This window comes from Borreliella californiensis (genome assembly GCF_014205885.1).
Lineage (GTDB): Bacteria > Spirochaetota > Spirochaetia > Borreliales > Borreliaceae > Borreliella > Borreliella californiensis.
The window spans coordinates 188,901-213,627 of the sequence record NZ_JACHFB010000002.1 but is presented as its reverse complement, the minus strand read 5'-3'; the positions used below and the strand labels follow the sequence as shown (position 1 = coordinate 213,627).

Genomic DNA, 24,727 nt, shown 5'->3' with positions numbered 1-24,727 from the left:
TATTGCATATTTTTTAACAGTGGTATTAATTTTTCTAATAGCATATGTATTGTACAACTCTTTATTTTATTTCAAAAAAAAACAAACTTTATTTTTAAACAAAACTCAAAATTTTGTGCCATTTAAAACAGAAGACAACAAAGAAATACAAATTGCTTTTATTGTTAACAAAAATATCAATACAGAAAAAATTTCTATAGAAGACATTTACAATATATATAATAATAAAATTTCACACTGGGGAAGCATTTCAGATCAAGGAATCGACATTATGCCTATTGCCAGTTCGATTGACAGCATATCTAACAAAGCTATTCTAAAAACACTAATCAAAAACAATGTATTTAATAAAAGATACATAAAAATTGTACCATCTACAAAAAAAATACTTCAAACCATAAACAACACAACAGGCTCTATAAGCTATTTAACAAAAGAAGAATTCGAATCCCTAGACTTTAAATTATATCCCAATATTAAAGCTTTAAAAATAAAAACTATGTCTGTCCTAATAAGTAAAAAAACTTTAACAAAAAATGAAAATGAAATAATCAATACATTAGGCGTTGAGGAAGTTGAAAAACTTATTAAAGGCAAAGAAAAATGGGCCAATTTAATATCAAAGGATATTAAATTAAAAATAATAAAATATCTTGATCAAGAAGAAAATATAATACAAACTATAGAAAAAACAGAAGGCACACTAGCAATTGTGCCTTGGCATTATTTTCAAAATCTTAAAGCGCCCTTTATTAAAATGCATTATTTTGATAAAAGCAGTCCCTTGAATTTAAATTTCATATTATCTATTCCAAGAGATTCTGGTGCATATGGTGGAATTTCTTATTTAATCTTAAATACTTTTTATGTAATACTACTTACAACCGCTATTTCAATATGCATTGGAATAGGAACTGGCATAATGCTTGCCGAATACACTTCTAGTAAAATATTTTACAAAATACTATCTATGAGTGTTGACATCCTTTCCTCAATTCCTGCAATAATTTTTGGACTTTTTGGACTAATTTTTTTTGTGCCAATTTTTGGAATAGGAATACTTTCAGGAGCAATAACAAGCTCCCTAATGATATTACCAATGATTGTTAAAACAACCGAAGAAGCATTTAAAATAATCCCAAAATCATACAAATATGCTTCATTCGCCTTAGGAGCAAATAAAACAGAGACTATAATTAAAGTTATGGTTCCAGCAGCTATTCCTGGAATACTAACAGGAATAGTTCTTGCAATAGGAAGAGCTTTGGGAGAAACAGCCGTATTGCTTTTTACAATGGGAACAAACCTAGGGCTTGCAACAAATTTAAATGAACCATCAAGAACATTAACCGTACACTTACTGATGTTATTTCAAGAAGGACACCTGGATAAAGGATTTGGAACAGCCTCAATACTTGTAATAATGGTGCTCATAATAAATTTAACATCAAAATTTTTAATAAACAAATTATATAGGATTAAATAAGTGATAAAAGAAAAAGATACACCAAAAAATGAAGTTATAATAGAAACGGAAAATCTAAATCTATTTTATACAGATTTTAAGGCTTTAAACAAAATAAATATTAAAATACTAACAAATAGCATTACCGCTTTAATAGGCCCATCTGGCTGTGGCAAATCAACATTCTTAAGAACTCTCAACAGAATGAATGACCTTGTTGAAGGCATTAAAATAGAAGGAAATGTAATATATGAAGGGAAAAATATTTATTCAAATAATTTCGATATCTTGGAGCTTAGAAGAAAAATAGGAATGGTATTCCAAACCCCTAACCCATTTTTAATGTCTATCTATGACAATATAAGCTATGGCCCAAAAATTCATGGAACAAAAGATAAAAAAAAACTAGACGAAATAGTAGAACAATCACTAATAAAATCTGCTCTCTGGAACGAGGTCAAAGATAAACTTAATACAAATGCATTAAGTCTCTCAGGGGGTCAACAACAAAGACTCTGTATTGCAAGAACTCTTGCAATAGAACCAAATGTAATACTAATGGACGAACCTACCTCTGCTCTAGATCCAATATCAACAGGCAAAATTGAAGAGCTAATAATAAACTTAAAAGAAAGTTACACAATAATCATTGTAACTCACAATATGCAACAAGCCGGAAGAATATCTGACAGAACCGCATTTTTCCTTAATGGATGCATTGAAGAAGAAAGTTCAACTGACGAACTATTCTTCAATCCTAAAAATACTAAAACTGAAGAATATATCAGCGGAAAATTTGGATAATTTTAACCCAATGAAACATCAAGAAACATCATCAATGTAAAACCAATAACACCAAATATACTTGGAACTTTATTGTCAATGTCTTTTCTCTTAGCTTCAGGTATTAGTTGTTCAATTGACACATAAATCATAGCTCCTGCAGAAAAAGCCAAGGCAAAAGGTAAAATTCGGGTAAAAGAATAAACCGCATAAGCACCCATAAGCCCTCCCACAATTTCTACCAATCCTGACATTTGGCCATAGTTAAAGCATTTTGCTAAAGCAACATTACCCCTTCTTAAAGGCAGAGAAATGGCCGCTCCTTCGGGAATATTTTGAATACCAATACCAAGCGTAAGAAGCATAGCTCCAACTAAAGTTTGAATATCTGGATTAGACGCCAAGGCTCCAAAAGCAACTCCAACTGCTAATCCTTCTGGAAAATTATGTAAAGTAACAGCAGTAAAGAGTAAAAAATCTTTTTTACCGTGCTTGGTTAAGTCTTCATCAATAAAAGTAAGTTTATCAAGATCTGGAACAAATACATCTACAATGTATATAAAAAATGCCCCAACAAGAAATCCAAAAACAGCCGGTACCCAAGTAATGTATCCAAGCTCCTCAGCTCTCTCGATAGCAGGCTGAATAAGCGAAAAAAAACTAGCCGCTATCATAATACCTGCTGAAAAACCAAGCATAGCGTCCATTATTTTATTATCTACCTTTCTAAAGAAAAAAACTGCTGCTGCTCCAAAAGCTGTAGTAAACCAAGTAAAAGTAGAGCCTAAAATTCCTAATAATATAGGATGCAAAGTCAATAAATAATCTAAAATTGATTTTATCATAAAGTCTCCTATTAAAATAAATCAACAAATAATAAGCAATTTACTCATCAATCAAAATAGCTTTTATTCTTCTTATACCTGAAGATGAGGATTGTTCTTTCTGTATTTTAAAAGTACCAAGTTCATTAGTATTCTCTACATGAGGACCTCCACAAACTTCAAGTGAAAATCCATCTATCTCATAAACGCTCACCAAATTGTCATATTTTTCTCCAAAAAGTGCCATAGCACCTTTTTCTCGAGCTTCACTTAATTCCATTATAATTTTTTTTACAGACAAAGAATTCTTTATCTGTAAATTAACAATCTCTTCAACTTTTTTTATCTCGTCATCAGTCATCTTTTCAGAATGAACAAAATCAAACCTTAATCGCTCAGCAGTAATATTGCTTCCTTTTTGTCTAACATGATCACCTAGTACTAATTGAAGTGCCTTATGTAGCAAATGAGTAGCTGTATGTAGCTTAGTGGTCTCATAAGTATAATCGGCAAGCCCTCCTTTAAAGACTTTGTCACCCCCTTTCTTTGAAGTCTTTTGATGCTTTTTAAAATGTTCATTAAAGCCTAACTTATCAATGTTAAAGCCATATTCAAGAGCAAGCTCTTCTGTTACTTCGTATGGAAAACCATAAGTATCATATAGTTTAAAAGCAATATCGCCAGGAATAGTCTTGGAAGGTAAATTTCTTGTTATTTTGATAAATTCTTGCTCTCCTTGAGATAAAGTTTTAAAAAACTTTTCTTCTTCTATGCTTAATTCCTTTTTAATAAAATCTTTTTTTTCTGTTAGCTCATTATAAAAAGATTTATAAATAGCTTCTACAGAATCAACAAGATCAGCTAAAAAATGGGATTTTATTCCAAGCTTCTTTGCATATCTTATAGATCGCCTTATTAGTCTTCTCAAAACATATCCTTGGCCCAAATTGGAGGGAAAAACAACAGAACTATCAGCAAGAATAAAGCAAGCTGCTTTAATATGATCAGAAATTATTCTAATACATCTATCATCATCTTCTTTTTGTCCATAAATTTTACCAGAAATATATTCTATTCTCTTTATTATGGGCATAAATGCATCTGTATCATAAACTGAAGATTTGCCCTGCAAGAAAGCAATTGTTCTTTCAAGACCCATTCCTGTATCTACACATTTTCGATCCAATTCTATGTAATTACCATTTTCGTCTTTATTGTATTGCATAAAAACATTATTCCAAATTTCAAAATACTTGCCGCAAGAACATGTAATATTACATTCAAAAGAACACTTAGGCTTTCCAGTATCCACATATATTTCAGTATCTGGGCCACAAGGCCCTTTAAATCCAACAGGACCCCAAAAATTATGATCCTTAGAAAGATAATATATTCTATCTTTGGGGATACCCAAGCTTTCCCAAACGTTAGCAGTCTCTGTATCACGCGAAATCTCTTGATCACCTTCAAATACACTCACATAAAGACTGTCTTTTGGAATATTTAAATAATCAGAAGACGTCAAAAATTCAAAACTACACTTTACAGAATACTCTTTAAAATAAGCCCCAAGAGACCAATTTCCAAGCATTTCAAAAAAAGTTAAATGACTTAAATCTCCAACTTCATCAATATCGCCTGTTCTTAGGCATTTTTGAACATTAACAAGCATATCTCCTGATGGATGCACTTCTCCAAGAAGATACGGAATAAGGGGTTGCATGCCGGCTGTATTAAAAAGAACTGTAGGGTCATTTTCAGGAACTAATGATTTACCCATTATTTCAAAATGTTTTTTTGATTTAAAAAAATCAATATATTTTCTACGCAACTCGTCAAGTGTCATTAAATAAATTCCTCATTTTTTCTATATATTATTAAATCACCTTTTAAAGTTAAATTTTTAATATAATTAACAAAAGCTGTTGTCATAGTTTTTAAATCTTTTTTACTTATTTTTCCCAAAAAAGCTTCTTCATCTAAAATAATTTCTTTACGCCTTTTTGAAACATTTGAAAGTATTTTATCTCTAACCTCATCAGCTTTATCTTTAATAATAATTGCAATCTCTTTATCTGTAAACTCTCTTAAAATATTATGAAGATCATTATCCATAATTCTCAATACTACATTAATATCAAATATTTTTTCTCGAATTTCACTGTCCACAACAGGATTTAAATCCCTCATATTAATATTATTAAGCAGATTTTTCTCTTCATTAGAATCCATATAGCTTAAAATATCAACAAGTATCTTAGATCCATCAAGTTTATCTGTCTTAAGATTCCCTTGCATCTTAAATCTATCCTTAAGCTTATTTGAAATTGCCTCTATTGTATCCATACTCAATTGCCTTGGTTTGACAAGATCTTTTACAAATTCTCTTCTATCTTCTTCTCCTAACATTGAAAAAACATACTTTTTTTGATCTTTATTTAAATAATTATATAATATAACAAGCGTTTTAATATTCTCATCCTTAATTAATGCCCAAAGTTGTTCATGCTCAATTTGAGATAAATAATCAAAAGGAATAAAAATATCATTGCCAGTAACTTTTTTATAAATTGATTTTGCCTTAGATTTTCCCAACGTTTTATTTAATAATTCGTAAGCAAAGTTATCATCCACATTAACATACCTTTTTTGATTTCTTAGTAAATCTTCAAATTCCTTAATAATATGCTCTTTTTCTTCTGGATCAATATAACTAATCTTTGAAATTTCCCTGGTAATCAAAATTATATCTGAATCATCAAGCTCAGACATAATCTTTGCAGATTTTTCAAGTCCAATAGCCAAAAAATATTTTGCAACCTTTCTAACCTTGCTTTCTTTGCGAATAAACCCTGGATTTGAATCATTAATCTTGTTGGATTTAGGCTCAATAGAAGCTTTATTTTTATTGCCCTTAATAAGACTTATCCAAGATCTAAGCATAGAGCCTTGAATCTCTGAATCGGAAAAATTTTTATTTAAACTCAAAGTATCAATTTCTTCAACAGTTTTTTTGCTTAAATTTTTAGCATTTTTATACTTGGAAAGCCTAGGATCCTGCATAACTTTCATCTCTTTTAATGTTTGTAAGAACTAGTAAATTAGGATGATCTTTTAAAAGTCTGGCTGGACATTCGCTAATAGAACTATTAGAACTTAAAAAATTTTCTAAAGCACGCTTTTTATCAACACCCATGAATAACAAAACAACAGCTTTTGAACTAAACAAAGATTTAGGCGTTAAGCTTATTCTTTTGCTAGGAAATTTGGGAGAATTGTATTCATACTGATAACCTTCTACATCTGAGAACAACAATTTCCTAGAAGGAAAAAGCGATGCTATGTGGCCATCCTCGCCAACTGAAACTAAAATAAAATCAAAAATATTAAACCTAGAATTAAATTCAATATTATAGTTATGAATAGCTGTGGCTTCGTCTATTTCGCTATAAACAAAAGCATGAAATTTGGAAATGCTTATCAAATTTTTATCAGCCATTTTGGAAAAAAATTTTTTATTTAAAAGATTATAATTACTATTCTCATCATTTAATGGAACACACCGCTCATCAACTAAAAAAAAATGTGCTTTTCTAAAAGAAAAATTTTGTTTAAGAAAAACACTTAAAAAATTAACTATACTTCGACCACCACAAATTCCAATACCTGTATATTTATCTTTATCTACATTCATATTAAAAAAATCAAAAAATCTATCTTTTAAATAATTCTCTTCATCAGAATATAAAAACTCCATTTAATTTCCCTTAATACATATAATATAAATAATAATAAATAGTTGAAACAATCCTTGCATATACAATAAAATTTTTAATTGAAACTACTGGCATTTTAGACTTTATATCATTAATTTTATTAAAATAATATCTTAAACCCACATTACTGCTAATTAGCAAACCTTGATTATAAAACTCAATAATATTTTTTTCTACTGTTTTCATTTTTTCAACATCAATTGTATTAATAATCAAAGAAATATACATATATATTTAATAAAAAAGTTTTAATCTTAGATAAACTTAAATTATTTGCTTTAATACGACCCATAAACCAAATCACCATTGAAATAATACTCTAAATTCCAACCCGAAGAGCTAAGAGGATTTCTTTTTCGCCTACGCCCCCCTAACCGCAATATAATTACTATTTTTAATGATAACTTTTTTTACTTTGTAAGAAATTATAATTGACAATGATAGGAAAAGTATTAAAAAAAATAAATCTTTTCTTCCATGCATATAACAATTCCTCCTAAAAAAGAACAAATAATTGTTAAATTAGCTCGTTTATTCTAACATATTATGTAATGTTAATGAATCGAAAAATATCAATAGCCCCAATGGTAAACATCACAGATGAGCATTTCAGATATTTAATAAGACTTTTATCAAAAAAAGTTACATTGTACACCCCAATGATTTCTGCAAAATCAATAATTATGGGTGATGTAAAAAAAATTGTAAAGCAAAACCCCTTGGAATCTCCAATTGCAATTCAAATAGCAACAAACTCCAAAAATGATGCCCTTAAAGCTATTCAAATTATTGAAAAACACTTTAATTTTGACGAATACAATCTTAATGTTGGATGCCCATCTATAAAAATCCAAAATGCAAATTGTGGAGCTTGCCTAATGAGCAATGCCAATCAAGTAGGTGAAATTTTAAAAACGATGAAAGAAAATACAAATAAACCCATTTCAATTAAACATAGATTAGGTATAAGACCTTTACCTAGTGATTACAAAAATGAAAGTTATTCTGAGGTAAAAAGCTTTGTCAAAATAATCTCAGATTTTGGTATCAAAAATTTTATTGTACATGCAAGGGTTGCAATATTAAAAGGATTTTCTCCTAAAAATAATAGAAATATTCCAAAATTAAGACATGAATTTGTATATAATCTGAAAAAAGATAATAAAAATTTGTTTATTGAAATAAATGGAGGAATCAACAACTCGGAGCAAATTAAAAAACACCTATCTTTTGTTGATTCTGTCATGATTGGGAGAAGTGCGTTTGAAAATCCATACTTTATTGCAAACGCCTCAAGAGAATTTTTAAACGAAGCTGATGAAATTCTCATAAGAAAAGACTTATTGATGAAAATGGTAGAATACATTAAAGAATATGAAAATTATTTGTCGATAAATATATTATTCAAGCATCTTATGGGAATAGTATTTTCCAAAGAAGGAGCAAAAAAATTTAGACAAAATTTAACAGCACCATTTCCAAAAAACTTAAAAAAACACGAAATATTGCTAAAAGCTATAGAAACATTGCCAGAAGAAATACTAAATTCTAATTCTTAAAAGGAATATAATCAAAGCCTGTATACTTAACCAAGCTTTTAGGGATTCTAACTCCTCCCTTTTGATCCTGAAAGTTTTCAAGTATGGAAATAATAACCCTTGTTGTAGCTATTGCTGTTCCATTTACCATATGTGCAAATTTATTTTGTCCATCTTGATCTTTATATCTAATCTTAAGCCTTCTTGACTGATAATCTGTACAATTTGAAGTTGAGGTAACCTCTCCATAACTACCTTTCCTATCTCTTCCAGGCATCCAAGCTTCAATATCATATTTTTTATAAGCTGGAGAACCAAGATCAAAAGAACAAATATTTAAAACCCTATAAGGAATTTCAAGCTCAGTAAAAATTTGCTCTTGAATACTCAAAAATTCATCATGAATAACTTCAGATTCTTCTGCCTTGCAAAAACAAAACATTTCCACCTTGCTAAACTGATGAACTCTATAAAGACCTTTTGAGAGCTGACCATATGCTCCAGCTTCTTTTCGGAAACAATGTGAAAACCCTGCCATTCTTATTGGCAAAGTGAGATCTATTATTTTATTATAATAGTAACCACCAAGCGTAATTTCAGAAGTGCCTACAAGATATTTATCTGTATCTTCAATCTTATAAATATTGCTTTCGTTGCCACGAGGATTAAAACCAATTCCGTCAACTATAAACTCTCTTGCAACATCAGGAGTAATAAAAACATCAAAACCTTTTTCTCTTAATTTATTTAAAGAGAAATTAATAAGAGCAATTTCTAAAAAAACTGCTTCATTTTTAAGATAATAAAATTTACTCCCACTAATCTCGCGTGCTCTGTCAAAATCCAGAAGGTCTAAATCTCTACCAAGCTCTAAATGATCTTTTGGCTTAAAATCAAAATTTGGAACAACTCCAACTTTTTTTATTTCAAAATTATCTTCTTCGCTACTACCAATAGGCACATCATGTGACAAAATATTGGGTACCCGCTTATTTTCAAAGTCAAAATCAACAGACACTCTTTCAAGCTCTTCTTCTAGATCAATAAGCTGTTTTTTTAAAATCTTTCCGGTTTCTATTAAAGAGATTTTTAAAACCTTATCAATATTTTCTCGCATTTTAGAAGAATTTTCATTTCTTTTTGCATTAAGCTCACTAATTTTGGTAATTATTTTTTTTCTCTTATTATCAAGATAAATCAACTTATCAATATCTACAACAAGGCCTCTTGCTTTAATACTTCTCTTAACAAGATCAGGGTTATCTCTAATAAATTTCAAATCAAGCATTCTATCTCCTAAGATATGTCTTAAGTAAAATTTTTAAACAAAATTATAAATAATATAAATTCATATCAAGGTTATTATATAATATCTTATAACAGGATTAGAATAAATATTGTAGGGAGAAATCATAACATGCTAAGTCTAAGAACAATAAAAACAACTTTTATGTTAATATCTACATTAATAATTTTTAACGGATGTACAAAAAAATTAACCAAAATCAATTTTAAAGATATTGGCTTAAATAGCAACAAAATGAATTCTTTAATAATAACTTCAATGAGCTCAAAAGAAGATTCACAATTTTATGAATACAATATTAGAATACCTAAATTAATAATTGAGGAAAAAGAAAAAGGAAATCTTGAAGAATTAAATACCGAGCTTAATGAATATGTGAGCCAAATTGTAACAAGACTTGAAATTGTTAGTAAAGAGCTTAAACCTAAGAATAAAAAATTCAACTTAAAAATAGACTATGAAATTTACCATGGATACAATATTTATACAATAATACTTATTGCAACTCAAGAAATCAATGATAGCCCTATTACAAATTACAGAAACTATTACATTCAAGATAAAGGAAATTATATTTATAACATTGACAACATAATTAAAACAGATGAAGCATTCCCATTTTTTATAAAAAAAATTAAAGAAAAAATTTTACCTAACGAATTATTATTTGATTTACAACAAGCAGTAATTTACTTTGAAAACAAAAAAATTATTATTAAATTCCCTGAATACACATTTAAACTAGACGACACAGAAGAACTGCCAAACACATTTGAATTTAATGAGAGTGAAATAGCACAATTTGTAAAATAAGGATTAAAGACATAAATGAAAAAGAAAAAAATTTTCAAACTAATTTCGAAAACTTATTTAGAAGAATATGATGCAGAAGGGTTGTATTTTAAACACGACAGCGGTCTTGAAGTATTTCACTTAAAAAGTGATTCTTTTAAAGAAAATGCATTTTGCATAGCTTTCAAGACAATACCTTCAAACAATACTGGAGTTGCACATGTTTTAGAACACACAATTTTTTGCGGCTCTAACAAATATAAAATAAAAGACCCATTTCTTTACCTATTAAAGGGAAGCCTAAACACATTTTTAAATGCAATGACATTCCCAGACAAAACCATCTACCTGGCAGCATCTACAATTGAAAAAGACTACTTTAATTTATTTAATATCTATGCCGATTCTATATTTAACCCATTGCTTAAAAAAGAATCATTTATGCAAGAAGGATACAACATAAATCCAAAAGATTTTAAAGTATCTGGGATTGTCTTTAATGAAATGAAGGGTAGCTATTCAAATAAAAATTCTCTAATAAACGAAATAGCAAGTAGCTCTCTTTTTGAAGAGGGAGCATATAAATACGATTCAGGCGGAATCCCAACAAATATTATTGATCTCACTTATGAAAATTTTTTAGATTTTTATAAAAAATATTATACACTTGAAAACTGCAAAATATTTTTATGCGGAAACACTCAAACTGAAAAAAATCTAAATTTCATTGAAAAATACATAATAAGGCCTTATAAAAAAGAAAAAAGTAATGTCAATATTGACATAGAAAACGTTAAAAGATGGGAAAAGGGGAAAAAATTAACATACAAAATTCCTAAAGAAAACGACAATTCTCTTGGAGTATACACAATAAATTGGCTTTGCACAGAAATTAACAATATTGAAGACAGCATTGGTCTTGAAATTCTCTCAGAAATACTCTTAGACGATTCTTGTTCATTCACAATCAATATCTTAAAAAGCGGGATAGGTGAAGACATAGCCCATATTAGCGGAATCAATACGGATTTAAAAGAATCTGTTTTTTCATTTGGACTCCAAAATGTTGTTGAAAACAAAGAAAAAGAATTTAAAAATTTAGTTTTCAGTGAACTTAAAAATTTAGTAAAAAATAAAATCCCAAAAGAATTAATAAAAGGAATTCTTTTTGGCTACGAATTTGCTTTAAAAGAAGAAAAGGGACAAAATTTCCCTATTGCTTTAATGATAAAAAGCCTCAAAGGTTGGCTAAATGGCCTGCATCCAATAAAAACATTACAAACAAGCTACTATATAAATGAAATTACAAATAAATTGGAAAAAGGAATTTATTACTTCGAAAATTTAATTGAAAAATATCTAATACTTAATAAGCATTATACATTAATAAGCTTTATTCCATCACACGATACAGAAAAAGAAATGGAAGAAGAAATTGAAAATAAATTAATGGCAAAAGAAATTGAAATCAAACAAAATCCAGAAAAATTTTTGCAATTTAAAAAAGACTATAATCAGTTTAAAAAATACCAAAATAAAAAAGACTCTAAAGCAGATATAGCAAAACTTCCCTTACTAAAAATAGAAGATTTGCCAAAAGAAATAGAAAAAAGTTTGAATCTTACTGAAATAAAAGAGCTAAATTTACATTCTTTCAAATTTAAGAATAACAATATCTTTAATGTAAATTTATTTTTTAAACTAAATTTTTTAGAAAAAGAAGATTATATATACCTATCTTTATTCAAAAGAGCTCTCCAAGATTTATCTACAAAAAATTATTCTTACATAGACATTAACAATAAAATCCAAAATACTTTGGGACAAATAAATATATCTGAGAGTTACGACGAGGATATTGATGAAAATATTTCAAATTCATTTAATATTAGCTTTAAATCTTTTAACCATAAGATTAAAGAATCATTTGAACTGATAAAAGAAATTTTAATGAATATTAACTTTCATGATTATGAGAGATTAAAAGAAATAGTACTAAGTTTAAAAAATGATTTTAAATCCTTATTAATCCCCAAAGGACATCTTTTGGCAATGTTAAGGTCCAAATCAAAACTAAAATTAAATGAACATTTAAAAGAATTGCAAAACGGAATAACAGGCAGAGAATTTTGGCAAAAAGCAAAAACCGATACAGAATCTTTAAAAGAAATTGCAATTAAATTAGACAATTTAAAAAATAAAATAATTTTAAAAAATAATCTATCTGCATTAATAATGGGGAATACTGATGATATTCTTAAAAACTTAGAAAATGAATTTTTTAATCTAAAAGAAAGCCTAAAAGAGAGCAATTATTACGATAGGTTGCTTAATCTTGATACAAACAACAAAACATTAAGAGAAATAATAATTATCCAATCAAAAGTAGCTTTTAATGCTATATGTTTCCCCAGTTACAAAATCAACGATGAAAATTATCCAAAAGCAAACTTTCTAGAGCATATCTTAAGAAGTGGAATTTTTTGGGAAAAAATAAGGGTAATGGGGGGTGCATACGGAGCAAGCGCATCAATCGCTAATGGAATCTTCTCTTTTGCGTCCTATAGAGATCCCAATTTCACCAAAACGTACCAAGCTTTCGAAAACTCTTTAGAAGAATTAGCTAATAATAAAATGACAAATGAAGAGATTTATACCTATTTAGTAGGTTTAATAGGAACTAATATCTATGTAAAAACTAAAGCTACAGAAGCTTTACAAAGTTATAAAAGAAAAATGCTAAATATTACCGACAGCTTAAGACAAGATATTCGAAATGCCTACTTTACAATTACACCACAAGATATTAAAGAAATATCTGCAAAGATTCTAACACAAATAAGACAACACAACAGCATTGCATCTTTAGTAAATAACCAAACATACGAAGAAGACAAAAACAACCTAGAAAAATTAATAGGAAAAGAATATAGTGTAAAAAAAATTTATTAAAATTTTATCAAAATTTCATACAAAAAAGCAAATTTTTAGGACTTTTTATACCTTTTATTAAATTTATCAATTCTTCCTGCTGCATCAACAAACTTTTGTTGGCCAGTATAAAAAGGATGGGATTTGCTTGTAATCTCCACAGTAATCAATGGATATTCCTTTCCATCAATATATTTAATAGTTTCCTTTGAGTTTAAAGTAGACCTAGTTAAAAACATTGCTCCATTTGATCCGTCTTTAAATACCACTAAATTATTTTTAGGATGTATATCTTTTCTCATAAAACCTTCCTCTTAATCTCAATAAAGTTTAATTGACATTAGAAATAATGTCAATTTATTTAATTACCATTGCTCATTGTCTTTAAAAAGATCTCATTGTTTTTACTTTTTTTCATCTTTTCTATCAGAACTTCAACTCCCTCATAATCATCAACACCTCCGAGTATTCTTCTAATAAGCAAAATCTTAGAACGTTCCTCTTCACTAAGAAGCAATTCTTCTTTTCTGGTGCCTGACTTTTTAATATTAATAGCAGGGAAAAGTCTTCTGTCTGCCAAACTTCTATCAAGAATTAATTCCATATTGCCGGTACTTTTAAATTCTTCAAAAATAACTTCATCCATTTTACTACCAGTATCAACCAAAGCAGTAGCTATAATAGTCAAACTTCCCCCTTCCTCTATATTTCTAGCAGATCCAAAAAACCTCTTTGGCTTATGAAGAGCATTAGAATCTACCCCACCCGATAAAATTTTACCAGAAGTTGGCATAGTTTGATTATATGCCCTTGCAAGCCTTGTAATAGAATCAAGCAAAATAACAACATCTTTTTTGTTTTCAACAAGCCTTTTTGCCTTTTCAATAACCATCTCTGCTACTTGAACATGCCTACTAGCCTGTTCATCAAAATTAGATGCAATTACTTCGCCTTTAACACTACGAATCATATCTGTAACTTCTTCTGGTCTCTCATCAATAAGCAATATCATTAAAATAACATCTGAATAATTCGTAGTTATTGCATTAGCTATTTTTTGAAGCAAGGTAGTCTTTCCCGCTTTTGGAGGAGAAACTATTAAAGCCCTTTGCCCCTTACCTATAGGTGAAAAAAGATTAATAAGCCTTGTAGAAATGTTACAATTTTCATATTCAAGATTCAATTTCATATTGGGATAAAGAGGGGTTAAATTATCAAAAGGTATTCTATTTTGAGCAAACGTAGGATCTTGATCATTAATAGATTTAATTTTAACCATTGCAAAAAATCTCTCACCATCTCTAGGCGATCTAATTTGGCCATATAAAATATCACCAGTCCTTAAATTAAAAAGTCTAATCTGAGAAGGAGAAACGTAAACATCATTGCCTCCTGAAAGATAAGAATTTGATGCAGTTCTCAAAAACCCATAACCATCACTAAGCACATCAAGCACACCTGTAAATAAAACATTAATATCATTCTCACTTAATATTTTTACTAATAAAAAGATTAATTCTGTTTTTTTCATTGTTACAGCAATAGTATGATTAGTCCCAAGGCCTTCAACAATTTTTCTAACCTCTGTAATTGGCTTATCATAAAGTTTTTCAATCTCTACATAATCTTTACCATTAAAAAACTTGATGATATTACTTTGCTCTAAAGTTTTAATATTATTTTCTAAACCTGAAGAAGGAATATCATAATCAAATTCAGGAAATACTACACTGTTTGAATCCTTTGCGCTACTTAAATCTGCAGATTTTGCCAAATTAGATGCAGAATCCTTTTTAGCAACAACTTTAACCACTTTTTTTTTCAAATTATCTTCAATCTTAAACTCTTTAGAAACATCCAACCGCCTTATTTCACTTTCTAAATCAAATCCACCATTTTTTTTATCCATATTTTCCTCTACGAATTAAATTTTTTAAGAAAGGATTTTATAAAAATCTACTTATTATTAATTAATAAAAAACATTGATCCTATTGCAAAGTATCTTTTATTTGTGAAACGGTGAAAGAAAATAAATCTACAATTTCATTAGACTTTATCATTTCACACTTACCATCAAAAATTATATTATCATTAATAAATATTTTTTTTGTTTTTACATCCCCATATATTTTACAACCGCTGTTTAAATAAACTTTACTAGCAGCATTAACATTGCCTTTCAAAATTCCTTCCACTATTAATGTATCACAAATTACCACATTGGTAATAACCTTACTGTTCTTGCCAATAAAAAGCACCCCCCCTTTCGAAGATATTTCACCTTCAAAAGAAGAATCAAGATACAAAGTTCCTTCAAATTTTAATTTTCCCCTAAAAGTTAAACTAGAATCCAGCTTACAATCCCATTTATAAGAATCTACAATATTAACCGGCATTTAACCTTTAATACCCCACACTCTCTCTTTCAAATCTTTGCCTGGACGAAAATAAGCAACATGATGATCTAAAACCCTAACATATTCCCCTGTTTGAGGATTGCGAGCATTTAAACGTCCCTTTCTTTTTCTAACTTCAAACGTACCAAAAGATCTAAACTCAACAACATTATTCGAACAAAGATTACTTTTAAGCTCTTCAAAAAAAGCATCTATTACAAGCCTTATGTATTTTTTTTCTAATTTTAGATTACTATTTCTAATATTTAAAGATATTTGATCAACAATATCTGACTTAGTAACCTTTGGTCTTCTTGAAAAAGACATAAACTAATTTCCTTACTTTAACAGCAAAACATTTAAACGAGATTTTTTTCTAGCAGCCTTATTTTTATGAATTATTCGCTTTCTAGCAGCAGTATCTAGTTTTTTTGCAACAAACTTAAAAAATTCAATAGCTTCGTCTTTTTTGCCCGCTTTTATCATATTGATACAGCGTTTTTCTATTGTTTTTAATTCACTTTTTACACTTACATTTCTAATCTTTCTTTTTAAATTTTGACGAGAGCGCTTCAATGCAGATGCATTTTTTCTCAAGTTATACTCCTTAATAATATTATTAAACAACAGTTTTAATATATCAACTAATTTAAATATAGTCAATCAAAGCTTAAGTTAATTTGGTACAATAGTTTTGATCAATATATTCAAAAGCCTTTTGCATGGAATAAGAAATTTTTTTATTCAAAATATATACTTTTTTTGTCTGATGATTTCCTTTATATAAAAAGCATAAATAATTTTTATTATTAAATTCAAATTCTCTAGCAATAAAAATTTTTTCAAAAAATTCATAAAAATAAATTTCACTCTTAAAAATTTTCCTTTCACAAATTGAATCTTTCCTAAACTCGTAAAACAACACTATATTGCTAATAACTGAAAAATCCCCTAACAAAACTCTAATATCAATAAAACAAATAAAGGCAAAAATAAATATATTGCTTAATGAAATATAATAAACAAATAAACCAATTATAATACGAGCTAAAAACATAAAAAGATAAGTATAAGACAAATAATATCTTATTGGAAAATTTTCCAATTTTGGAACAAACAAATCTTTTCTTTTAATTTTAAGCTCTTTGAATAATTCACTTGAACCATTGACTATCCAAAAACAAACCTTAATTTTTTTTTTATTTTTTAATTTTAAAATTAAAACATTGTCTGATAATCTTTTTTCAAACAAAATAATATCATCAAAATCAAAATTATAACTGAAAAATATACCCTTATAATAAATTTCAGATCCCTTAAATGAAATAGAACAAAAATATCTTAAATGAAAAAAAATTGTTAAAAAATTTACTAAAAGAAGCCCCATAACAAAATAAAAAAACCTTGTATCATAGAAAAACAAATAAAATAAACAAATCACACTATTAAAAACAAACAGACTAATTAATCTTACATTATTGGAAAATAAATTGTGCATAATATAAAAATAAATCTATACATTAAATTTAAAAAAGATTATATCTCCATCTCTTACAATATATTCTTTGCCTTCAATTCTAATAAGTCCCTTCTCTTTTAGTTTTTGAACACTTTGAAGTTTAAATAAATCCTCACAAGAATAAACTTCTGCTTTAATAAAACCCCTCTCAAAATCACTATGAATTATTCCAGCAGCTTTAGGTGCTCTCATACCCTGCTTGAATGTCCAAGCTCTAACTTCTTGCAAACCTGCTGTAAAGTAGGTTCTAAGCCCCAAAGTATAATAAGCTTTTTTAATCAAATTACCAAGACCGCTACCATTTATGCCAAACAATTCTAACATTTCATTTTTGTAAGGTATATCCTTTATTTGGGCAAGCTCAGCTTCAATTTTGGCACATAAGATTAAAAAATCATTTCCTTCTTTTAAGGCAATATTTTTTACAATATCTGTATATTTATTGCCGCTAAGTGAATTTTCATCAACATTACAAACATACAAAACTTTTTTAAAAGTCAAAAGATTTAATGATCTAATAAAGTCGTATTCGAAATCATCAAATTTAAACTCAACAGCAGGATTCATATTGCTTAAATGGTTTTCAAGTCTTTTTAACATTAAAACAATTGCCTTAGAAGATTCACTAATTTTTTTATCGGTGCTTTTAGCATTTTTTTCTTGTTTTTGAAGACTTTTTTGAACAGTTTCAAGATCCGATAAACAAAGCTCAACATTAATTGTAGTTATATCTCTCTCAGGATTAATATCATCATTAATATGAATAACCTCTTTTTCTTCAAAGCATCTTACAACATGAACGATAAGAGAAACTTCGCGAATATTGGCCAAAAATTTATTGCCAAGCCCTTCGCCTGTTGACGCTCCCTTGACAAGACCTGCAATATCCACAAATTCCATAACAGCAGGAATAATTTTGCGTGGAACAATGCACTCTGCAATTTTTAAAAGCCTTTCATCAGGAATCTCTACTATTCCTATATTTGGCTCAATGGTACAAAAAGGATAATTTGCTATCTCAACATTAGATGATGTCAAAGATGAAAATAAAGTAGATTTACCCACATTGGGAAGTCCCACAATCCCCGCATTAAGTCTCATAACCTAAACCTCTAATAAAATCAAAAAGCAATCTAATTAATAAAATATGCAAACTCTCCTCTTCCTGTCTGTTGATTTATATTTGCCTCAACAGATAAATTAAAATATTTATTAGGCTCTTGAGGGCCTGGATAATAATATTCCAGCAAATAAGTACCTGTTTTTTGTTCTAAAATTAAATCATAAACTTTAGATACTCCTTCATAAGATGAAAAAGGAATTATAGCGCCGCCTGTTTCATTAACCAAATACTCAAGCTTACTATTAACAGGATCATTGCCAAATAGTATTAAGTAAAACCTTATATCATTATTTTTATAATAGCTTACTATTGTATCTAAAGAGTACTTTTCAAAAGCTTTACGATTTAAAATACCACCACTAAAATAAACTACTGCTCTTCTTGAGCTTTTTGACATAAGCCCAGAACCTGCCAACTTCAAACTAACGTCTGTTTTTACAGAATCTGTACTATAAGGACCAAGAGAACTTGTGTTTCTAATACTATTTGTCAAGCTTTCAATATTATCTATAATAGGCACACTTGTTGCATTTATAAAACTAAAGTTTTTATTTTTTGACAACTCTATTAAAGAATTCAAACCTACGATTTGTTCTAGATCATATTTTTTCATATAAGAAGATTTATCAAAAACAACTGCTATATTAATGTCTTTTGAAGCATTTACATTATATGCTACCTTAGGATTGACAATGTAATAATTTTCATTTGAAATTGAAAAATTTTCACTTTTAAGTCCAACAACTGGTAATCCGCTTTTACTGCTAACATTAAGCTCAACGTAAATTTTAGGCCCCCCAAGCCTAACTATTCTCCTAACATCAACATTTAAACTATCATAAAGACTTGAATCACTCTTGTAAACTGAAACCTTAGCATTATTAAAATCTGAAACAATCATCTGATTATTGGCATCCAAAATAGATGAAGAAATCTTAGAATTCATTTTATCTGCTTTTAAAATTTTTGTAATTGTCTTTTTAGCAATATTATATTTATAAACACCATCTTTTGAGGATACTATAACATTGTTGCCGACAAAATCACTACTAAGCCCCTCCATTCCCTCAATAGAAGTAAAAACTGAATACAAATGATTACCACTAGTATCAAAAACTTCAATGGTATTTCTCAGAGAATCTGCAACATAAATGTTTTCATTCAAATACGCAACACCTGTGGGACCTAAAAGGCCCTTATAGCCTGAAGTCCTAGAACCAAAATGCAAAATAAAATCACCCTCAAGTCCAAATTTACTTACCCTTTTATTTCCCCATTCGCTTACATAAATGTAGTTTCTCTTATCAATAGCCATATACTGAGGAGCAAGTAATTCGCCATCTTTTGTGCCCTTTTTCCCAATAGATTTTCTTTTAACTCCAAGAACCTTATCATAAACACCAATTTCATCACTTGAGTAAAGAGTCACATAAAGTAAATTATTAGCTTCAACAACATCATAAGGTGATTTTAAATAACTAAAGCCATCTTTAACTAAAGTATTAATATTATTATTAACATCAAAATACAATATTTCATTACCTACAAAGTTAGCAGCATAATATCCACCGTACTTATCAGCCCTTAAAGATGTAATCTGATACCCATGTGGCCTTTTATAAATAGAATTATCAAGAGAAGCAACTTTTACAAGTTTTTTAAAATTAAGTTCATAATTTGAAAAAATACCCCTTCTTTGCTCAATAGTAGAAATCAAATGTCTAAGATAGGGAACTTTATAGCCTTGATCTTTTAAATTTCTCCATTCCATTAAAGCTTCTTCAACATAACCCAGTCTATAATAAACATTGCCAGTCCAAAAATGATAATCAAGATTATTAGGATCAAAGCTTAAAATTTTTTTAAAAGACAAAAGAGCATCATCATAAATTCCATTATTATAAGAATTAAGAGCCCATTTAAACTCTTCTTGAGCATCTTTATTGGTAACTATTCCTTGGGCATGCAAACTAAAAATATTTAAAAAAAACAAACCAAAAAAACCAAAAATTAACATAATCCCCTTGCTATTTAAAGATCTATTATAAGCGTAAATTTTCCAAAAAATAATACAAAAAAATTAATACTATCATATAAAATTATTAATGATAATGTTAAACATATTACACCATTATGTTACTAATAATAGTAAAAAAGAGGAAAAATGAAAACTAGATGCTTTTGCCTAGCCGCATTTTCAGGAATTCTTACAACACTTGCAATTCCAAATGAAATTAAAGAAACCGGATATTCAATCCTAGGATTTGTTGCTTATGTACCACTTTTTACAGCCTTAATCAAACTAGAAGATAAAAAAACATTAATAGGATTAACAGTATTTTACTTCTTAATAGCCAACAGCTTGCAAAATTTTTGGCTTGGATTTTTTCATGCATTTGGATGGATTACATTCATCGGAGTAGTCATAGGATACATTCCATATTCATTAACTTTAGGCTATTTCCTTTATTACTCTTTAAAAAGCTTTAAAAATAAAACAATGAGCATAGCAATGCTTTTTACATTTTATGATTACTCAAGATCAATTGGATTTTTAGCATATCCCTGGGGACTTGCAGCTTTCACTGTAAGTAACTTTAATAATTTAATTCAAGTAGCAGACATTTTTGGTGTATTCTTTGTATCATTTGTAGTCTACTTCTCAAACTCAGGAATTGCAGACTTTCTAATCCATAAAAACAAAACAAATTTACTAAACATAGCACTTCCAACATTACTAATAACAACATCTTTTACTTACGGAATGCTCAAAAAAACAGAACTAAAAAACTTATTAGCAAAAGAAATAGACAGTCTAAACATTGCAGCTATTCAGCTTAACACTGATCCGTGGTTACCCGGAAATGATAAAAAAGGAATAAGAGATTCTATTGAAATTACAGAACAAGCTTTAAAAGAAAATCCAAAAATAGAATTCGTAATCTGGAGCGAAGGGGTACTAACCTACCCTTTTAGCAAAGAAGATCACTACTTTAAAAACTCTGATTTACACAATGAACTTAAAAATTTTATAAAAGAACGAAAAATCCCGTTTGCAATTGGGGCTCCCTCAAATGTGAACAAAACTATAAGAATCCAACAAAATTCTATTTATATGATAGAGCCAAACCTTAACATTGCAAACATATACTCTAAAATATTCTTAGTCCCTTTTGCAGAAAAAATTCCATTTTACGAATATGAATTTGTAAGAAACTTTTTTTTAAAAAATTTTAGAATCTTAGGACAGATTGAAGGAAATAAAATCGAAATATTAAAATTGAAAAAGTTTAAATTTGCTCCCTTAATATGCTATGACGATGCATTTCCAGAACTTTCAAGGTTTTATAAAACCCAAGGCGCTAATACATTGCTAAATTTTTCAAACGACTCTTGGTCAAAAACAAATTCTGCAGAATGGCAACACTTTGTTGTGGCTAAATTTAGAAGCATTGAAAATGGAATTAAAACTATTAGAGCTACAAATTCAGGAATTACTGCTATCATCAATGAATACGGAGAAAGCATTAAAAAATTAGAAACTTTTAAAAAAGGATACTTATTGTCAACTGTAAAACTGTCTCCAACATTTATAACCATTTATGAAAAAATTGGAGACTTGTTTATACATATATTAGTGATGATGTTTTTAATCACAACACTAAGATTTCAATTTATGGAAGACAAAAACCAATTATTATCATCCTCTTTAGTAAAAATTAAAGTCTGACGTTCTTTCCAAAATGAAAAATTTTTAGTAACATCATTTTTTTTGGCATTCACACTAACAGCAAAAGAAGTATCGTTTGATTTTGAAATTTTCAAAGACTTTAAATCGTAATAATCATCAACTGACAAATACTCTAACTCATCAGCATCAGCCTTAGATGAAGCGCTTGATAAAGTTGAGATAAAATCATCTTTTGATTCAAATTGACCCATAACATTAACTTTATCTGCAATAACAGAATCAAACAAATCAAAGTTTCTAGAAATTAAAGCTCTTGCAAACTTTCCAAATTGAAACTTAATAATCTTATCTTGATTTTTGATTCTCTCTTTTTGAGCAATATATTCTATTTTAGGAGCATTTGTAAAATCATTGATTTCTATTTTTTCGTGCACTATTCCGGGTATCTCCTCAAGCCTAATATCCTCAAGCATAACAACCTTAGGATTGTCATCCTTAATCCTAGCATCAAGCTCTTTAACTGCAAGCTTAATATTAACTCCCTTTTTCAAATCTGGATAAATCTTGAAAGCTTTTGCTTGGAAAAGCTTTCCCTTTTTAACTTTACCAACATTTATATATCTTTGGCCAACCTCATAATAAAAAATAGCAAGCTCTTTTTGCTTATCAACATAAGAAGAACTACCTTGAGCAAACAAATTCAAAAAAACAAAAGAACATAAAAAATACAGAAGAAATAATCTTTTCATAAGAACCTCCATTAACACTCAACCTTAAAATAAAAGAATGTCAATCCACTATAAATAATTATAATACAAGTTTATCTCTAATTAAAGAAATCACTTTATTCTTATCTTCTTCGCTAAAAATATTTATATTATCGTAAGAAAATTTTATTTTTGACGACAAGTTGTATTCATCATACCACTTTAAATATTTCCTATTAAGACCCTCAAGATAATCCCTGGGAATATTCATTTCAAAGCTTCTATTTCTATTTTTAATTCTGCGCTCAACCTCATCAATACTACAATCAAGATAAACAAGCAAACTTGGTCGCTGAGAATGTTCAAGCATATTATCAAGAAGATCAATATATATTTTATACTCCTCATCAGAAATATGCCCATCACAATTTAAAAGAGACGCAAACACACAATCACCATAAATAGATCTATCTAGTATACCCCCTTTTGTTCTAAATACACCTTTTATTAATTTAAACCTCTCGTTAAGAAAATTAATTTGAACTGGAAATGCCCATCTGGATTTATCCTTATAAAATTTGTCTAATACAGCCAAAGTAAAATCATTATTCAGTTCACTATAAAAAGGAACTCCTAACTCCTTTGATAAAATATTTCCAAGAGTAGTTTTTCCTACACCAATTAAACCTTCTATTACAATCACCAAGTCTACCTCCAAAATAACTTAAATAAATTCACACATAAGCTAAAAAAAATTGCTAAATCATAAAACTTCATTAATCAAAAAACTCAATGTAAAAATTTTAATATAAAATAAAAAATCCTTAAACAAATTTAAGAAAAGAAATTCATAATTCAAAAATTAAAATTCTTAAATTATTGACATTATTCTTAATTAAAAATAAGATATTAAATATATTTTAAATAAAGCTTTAATTAAAAAAAATTATTTTTTTAATTAAAAGGCTATACTATAATAATTCTAACTATCTTGCATAAAACACAATGAAATTTAATTAAAAAATTAAATATATTCGGATTCAAAAATCAAAAATTAAAACTCATTAATAAAAAATAAAATTGTTATAAAGATAAGGAGATATAATTATGAATTATACAAAATTTCAAGAATTTATATCGGAATTTTTGGGAACATTCATCCTATTGGCCTTAGGAACTGGATCTGTTGCAATGACAGTATTATTTTCCTCAAGTCCTGAAATACCAGGAGAAATAATAAAAGGGGGATATACAAATATAGTATTTGGATGGGGATTGGGTGTAACGTTTGGTATTTATACAGCAGCAAGAATAAGCGGAGCACATCTAAATCCAGCTGTTAGCATAGGATTAGCAAGCATTGGAAAATTTCCCGTTTCAAAACTTTTACACTACATTGTAGCGCAAATATTAGGAGCATTTACAGGCGCATTAATGACACTTGTCGTATTTTATCCTAAATGGATCGAAATGGATCCTGGACTTGAAAATACTCAAGGCATAATGGCAACCTTCCCTGCTGTTCCTGGATTTTTGCCTGGATTTATTGATCAAATTTTTGGAACTTTTTTGCTAATGTTTTTAATTTCTGCTGTTGGAGATTTTACAAAAAAATACAATGATAACCCATTTATTCCATTCATTATAGGAGCAGTGGTTTTATCAATAGGAATAAGTTTTGGAGGAATGCACGGCTATGCTATTAATCCTGCAAGGGATCTGGGACCAAGACTTTTGCTATTATTTGCTGGATTTAAAAATCATGGATTTAACAACCTAAGCATATTTATTGTACCAATAATTGGCCCAATAATTGGAGCAATTTTGGGAGCTACAATTTACGAATTTACATTAAAAAATAACAAAGACTAAAAG

At 28.4% G+C, this 24,727-nt stretch carries 23 protein-coding genes; 7 read left to right on the top strand and 16 right to left on the bottom strand.

Annotation, left to right across the window (positions count from 1 at the left end; genetic code table 11):
- Window positions 1-49 precede the first annotated feature (49 nt).
- On the top strand, window positions 50-1,486 hold the full coding sequence (pstA, locus tag HNP67_RS03170; protein ID WP_184125266.1) for a phosphate ABC transporter permease PstA: 1,437 nt from the start codon (window positions 50-52) through the stop codon (window positions 1,484-1,486).
- Window positions 1,487-2,269, top strand: coding sequence for a phosphate ABC transporter ATP-binding protein PstB (gene pstB / locus HNP67_RS03165; RefSeq protein WP_184124867.1), 783 nt, complete (start codon window positions 1,487-1,489; stop codon window positions 2,267-2,269).
- A gap of 2 nt (window positions 2,270-2,271) precedes the next feature.
- Here the strand turns inward: pstB and HNP67_RS03160 are convergent, their stop codons facing one another.
- The 5 genes from HNP67_RS03160 to HNP67_RS03140 are packed head-to-tail and all read right to left on the bottom strand — an operon-like array spanning window position 2,272 to window position 7,076.
- Window positions 2,272-3,093, bottom strand: coding sequence for a ZIP family metal transporter (locus tag HNP67_RS03160; RefSeq protein WP_184124865.1), 822 nt, complete (start codon window positions 3,091-3,093; stop codon window positions 2,272-2,274).
- A 40-nt stretch (window positions 3,094-3,133) separates the two neighbouring features.
- Window positions 3,134-4,918 (bottom strand): alanine--tRNA ligase, encoded by a 1,785-nt coding sequence (locus tag HNP67_RS03155; RefSeq protein ID WP_184124862.1) that lies wholly within the window; start codon window positions 4,916-4,918, stop codon window positions 3,134-3,136.
- Complete coding sequence (locus HNP67_RS03150; protein ID WP_184124860.1) at window positions 4,918-6,135, bottom strand: flagellar motor switch protein FliG; 1,218 nt, start codon at window positions 6,133-6,135, stop codon at window positions 4,918-4,920. Before HNP67_RS03150 ends, HNP67_RS03155 begins: the two co-directional genes overlap by 1 nt.
- Window positions 6,122-6,829 carry a 6-phosphogluconolactonase gene (locus HNP67_RS03145; RefSeq protein WP_184124858.1) on the bottom strand — a complete coding sequence of 236 codons (708 nt, stop codon included), beginning with the start codon at window positions 6,827-6,829 and terminating at the stop codon, window positions 6,122-6,124. Before HNP67_RS03145 ends, HNP67_RS03150 begins: the two co-directional genes overlap by 14 nt.
- A gap of 10 nt (window positions 6,830-6,839) precedes the next feature.
- Entirely contained in the window at window positions 6,840-7,076 is a 237-nt protein-coding gene (locus HNP67_RS03140; RefSeq protein ID WP_236845724.1) for a hypothetical protein, read from the bottom strand.
- 323 nt (window positions 7,077-7,399) lie between these two features.
- Here HNP67_RS03140 and dusA point away from each other — a divergent pair, with 323 nt between their 5' ends.
- A complete protein-coding gene (gene dusA, locus HNP67_RS03135; protein WP_184124856.1) occupies window positions 7,400-8,407 on the top strand; it encodes a tRNA dihydrouridine(20/20a) synthase DusA in 1,008 nt (335 codons plus the stop codon).
- Here the strand turns inward: dusA and serS are convergent.
- Window positions 8,397-9,674, bottom strand: coding sequence for a serine--tRNA ligase (gene serS / locus HNP67_RS03130; RefSeq protein WP_184124854.1), 1,278 nt, complete (start codon window positions 9,672-9,674; stop codon window positions 8,397-8,399). The two genes, dusA and serS, sit on opposite strands and share 11 nt — an antisense overlap.
- Window positions 9,675-9,803: 129 nt before the next feature.
- On the opposite strand from serS, the gene HNP67_RS03125 reads away from it, so the two are divergent.
- Together HNP67_RS03125 and HNP67_RS03120 are read left to right on the top strand one after the other, a co-directional pair.
- Window positions 9,804-10,505 (top strand): hypothetical protein, encoded by a 702-nt coding sequence (locus HNP67_RS03125; RefSeq protein ID WP_184124852.1) that lies wholly within the window; start codon window positions 9,804-9,806, stop codon window positions 10,503-10,505.
- 15 nt (window positions 10,506-10,520) lie between these two features.
- A complete protein-coding gene (locus HNP67_RS03120) occupies window positions 10,521-13,436 on the top strand; it encodes an insulinase family protein (protein WP_184124850.1) in 2,916 nt (971 codons plus the stop codon).
- Window positions 13,437-13,471: 35 nt separating this feature from the next.
- Here HNP67_RS03120 and HNP67_RS03115 read toward each other — a convergent pair whose 3' ends face one another.
- The 8 genes from HNP67_RS03115 to HNP67_RS03080 all read right to left on the bottom strand — a co-directional run bounded on the left by HNP67_RS03115 (window position 13,472) and on the right by HNP67_RS03080 (window position 20,471).
- Window positions 13,472-13,717 (bottom strand): type B 50S ribosomal protein L31, encoded by a 246-nt coding sequence (locus HNP67_RS03115; RefSeq protein ID WP_151551523.1) that lies wholly within the window; start codon window positions 13,715-13,717, stop codon window positions 13,472-13,474.
- A 59-nt stretch (window positions 13,718-13,776) separates the two neighbouring features.
- Window positions 13,777-15,324: a transcription termination factor Rho gene (rho, locus tag HNP67_RS03110; RefSeq protein WP_184124848.1), complete on the bottom strand. Its 1,548-nt coding sequence runs from the start codon at window positions 15,322-15,324 to the stop codon at window positions 13,777-13,779.
- Between the two features lie 80 nt (window positions 15,325-15,404).
- Window positions 15,405-15,812, bottom strand: coding sequence for a bactofilin family protein (locus HNP67_RS03105; RefSeq protein ID WP_002656070.1), 408 nt, complete (start codon window positions 15,810-15,812; stop codon window positions 15,405-15,407).
- Window positions 15,813-16,139, bottom strand: a complete 327-nt coding sequence (locus HNP67_RS03100) for an HU family DNA-binding protein (protein ID WP_184124846.1) — start codon at window positions 16,137-16,139, stop codon at window positions 15,813-15,815.
- A 12-nt stretch (window positions 16,140-16,151) separates the two neighbouring features.
- A complete protein-coding gene (rpsT, locus tag HNP67_RS03095) occupies window positions 16,152-16,409 on the bottom strand; it encodes a 30S ribosomal protein S20 (RefSeq protein WP_002556832.1) in 258 nt (85 codons plus the stop codon).
- 73 nt (window positions 16,410-16,482) lie between these two features.
- Window positions 16,483-17,310 carry a hypothetical protein gene (locus tag HNP67_RS03090; RefSeq protein WP_184124844.1) on the bottom strand — a complete coding sequence of 276 codons (828 nt, stop codon included), beginning with the start codon at window positions 17,308-17,310 and terminating at the stop codon, window positions 16,483-16,485.
- 15 nt (window positions 17,311-17,325) lie between these two features.
- On the bottom strand, window positions 17,326-18,432 hold the full coding sequence (gene ychF / locus HNP67_RS03085) for a redox-regulated ATPase YchF (RefSeq protein WP_184124842.1): 1,107 nt from the start codon (window positions 18,430-18,432) through the stop codon (window positions 17,326-17,328).
- A gap of 32 nt (window positions 18,433-18,464) precedes the next feature.
- Complete coding sequence (locus HNP67_RS03080; RefSeq protein WP_184124840.1) at window positions 18,465-20,471, bottom strand: hypothetical protein; 2,007 nt, start codon at window positions 20,469-20,471, stop codon at window positions 18,465-18,467.
- A 147-nt stretch (window positions 20,472-20,618) separates the two neighbouring features.
- Here HNP67_RS03080 and lnt point away from each other — a divergent pair, with 147 nt between their 5' ends.
- Window positions 20,619-22,184 (top strand): apolipoprotein N-acyltransferase, encoded by a 1,566-nt coding sequence (gene lnt, locus HNP67_RS03075; RefSeq protein ID WP_184124838.1) that lies wholly within the window; start codon window positions 20,619-20,621, stop codon window positions 22,182-22,184.
- Here lnt and HNP67_RS03070 read toward each other — a convergent pair.
- Window positions 22,124-22,894, bottom strand: a complete 771-nt coding sequence (locus HNP67_RS03070) for a hypothetical protein (RefSeq protein WP_184124836.1) — start codon at window positions 22,892-22,894, stop codon at window positions 22,124-22,126. The genes lnt and HNP67_RS03070 overlap by 61 nt on opposite strands.
- A 58-nt stretch (window positions 22,895-22,952) precedes the next feature.
- A complete protein-coding gene (locus HNP67_RS03065; protein ID WP_184124834.1) occupies window positions 22,953-23,555 on the bottom strand; it encodes a deoxynucleoside kinase in 603 nt (200 codons plus the stop codon).
- Window positions 23,556-23,959: 404 nt separating this feature from the next.
- Between HNP67_RS03065 and HNP67_RS03060 the strand changes: the two genes are divergently transcribed.
- Window positions 23,960-24,724, top strand: coding sequence for an MIP/aquaporin family protein (locus HNP67_RS03060; RefSeq protein WP_184124832.1), 765 nt, complete (start codon window positions 23,960-23,962; stop codon window positions 24,722-24,724).
- Window positions 24,725-24,727 lie beyond the last annotated feature (3 nt).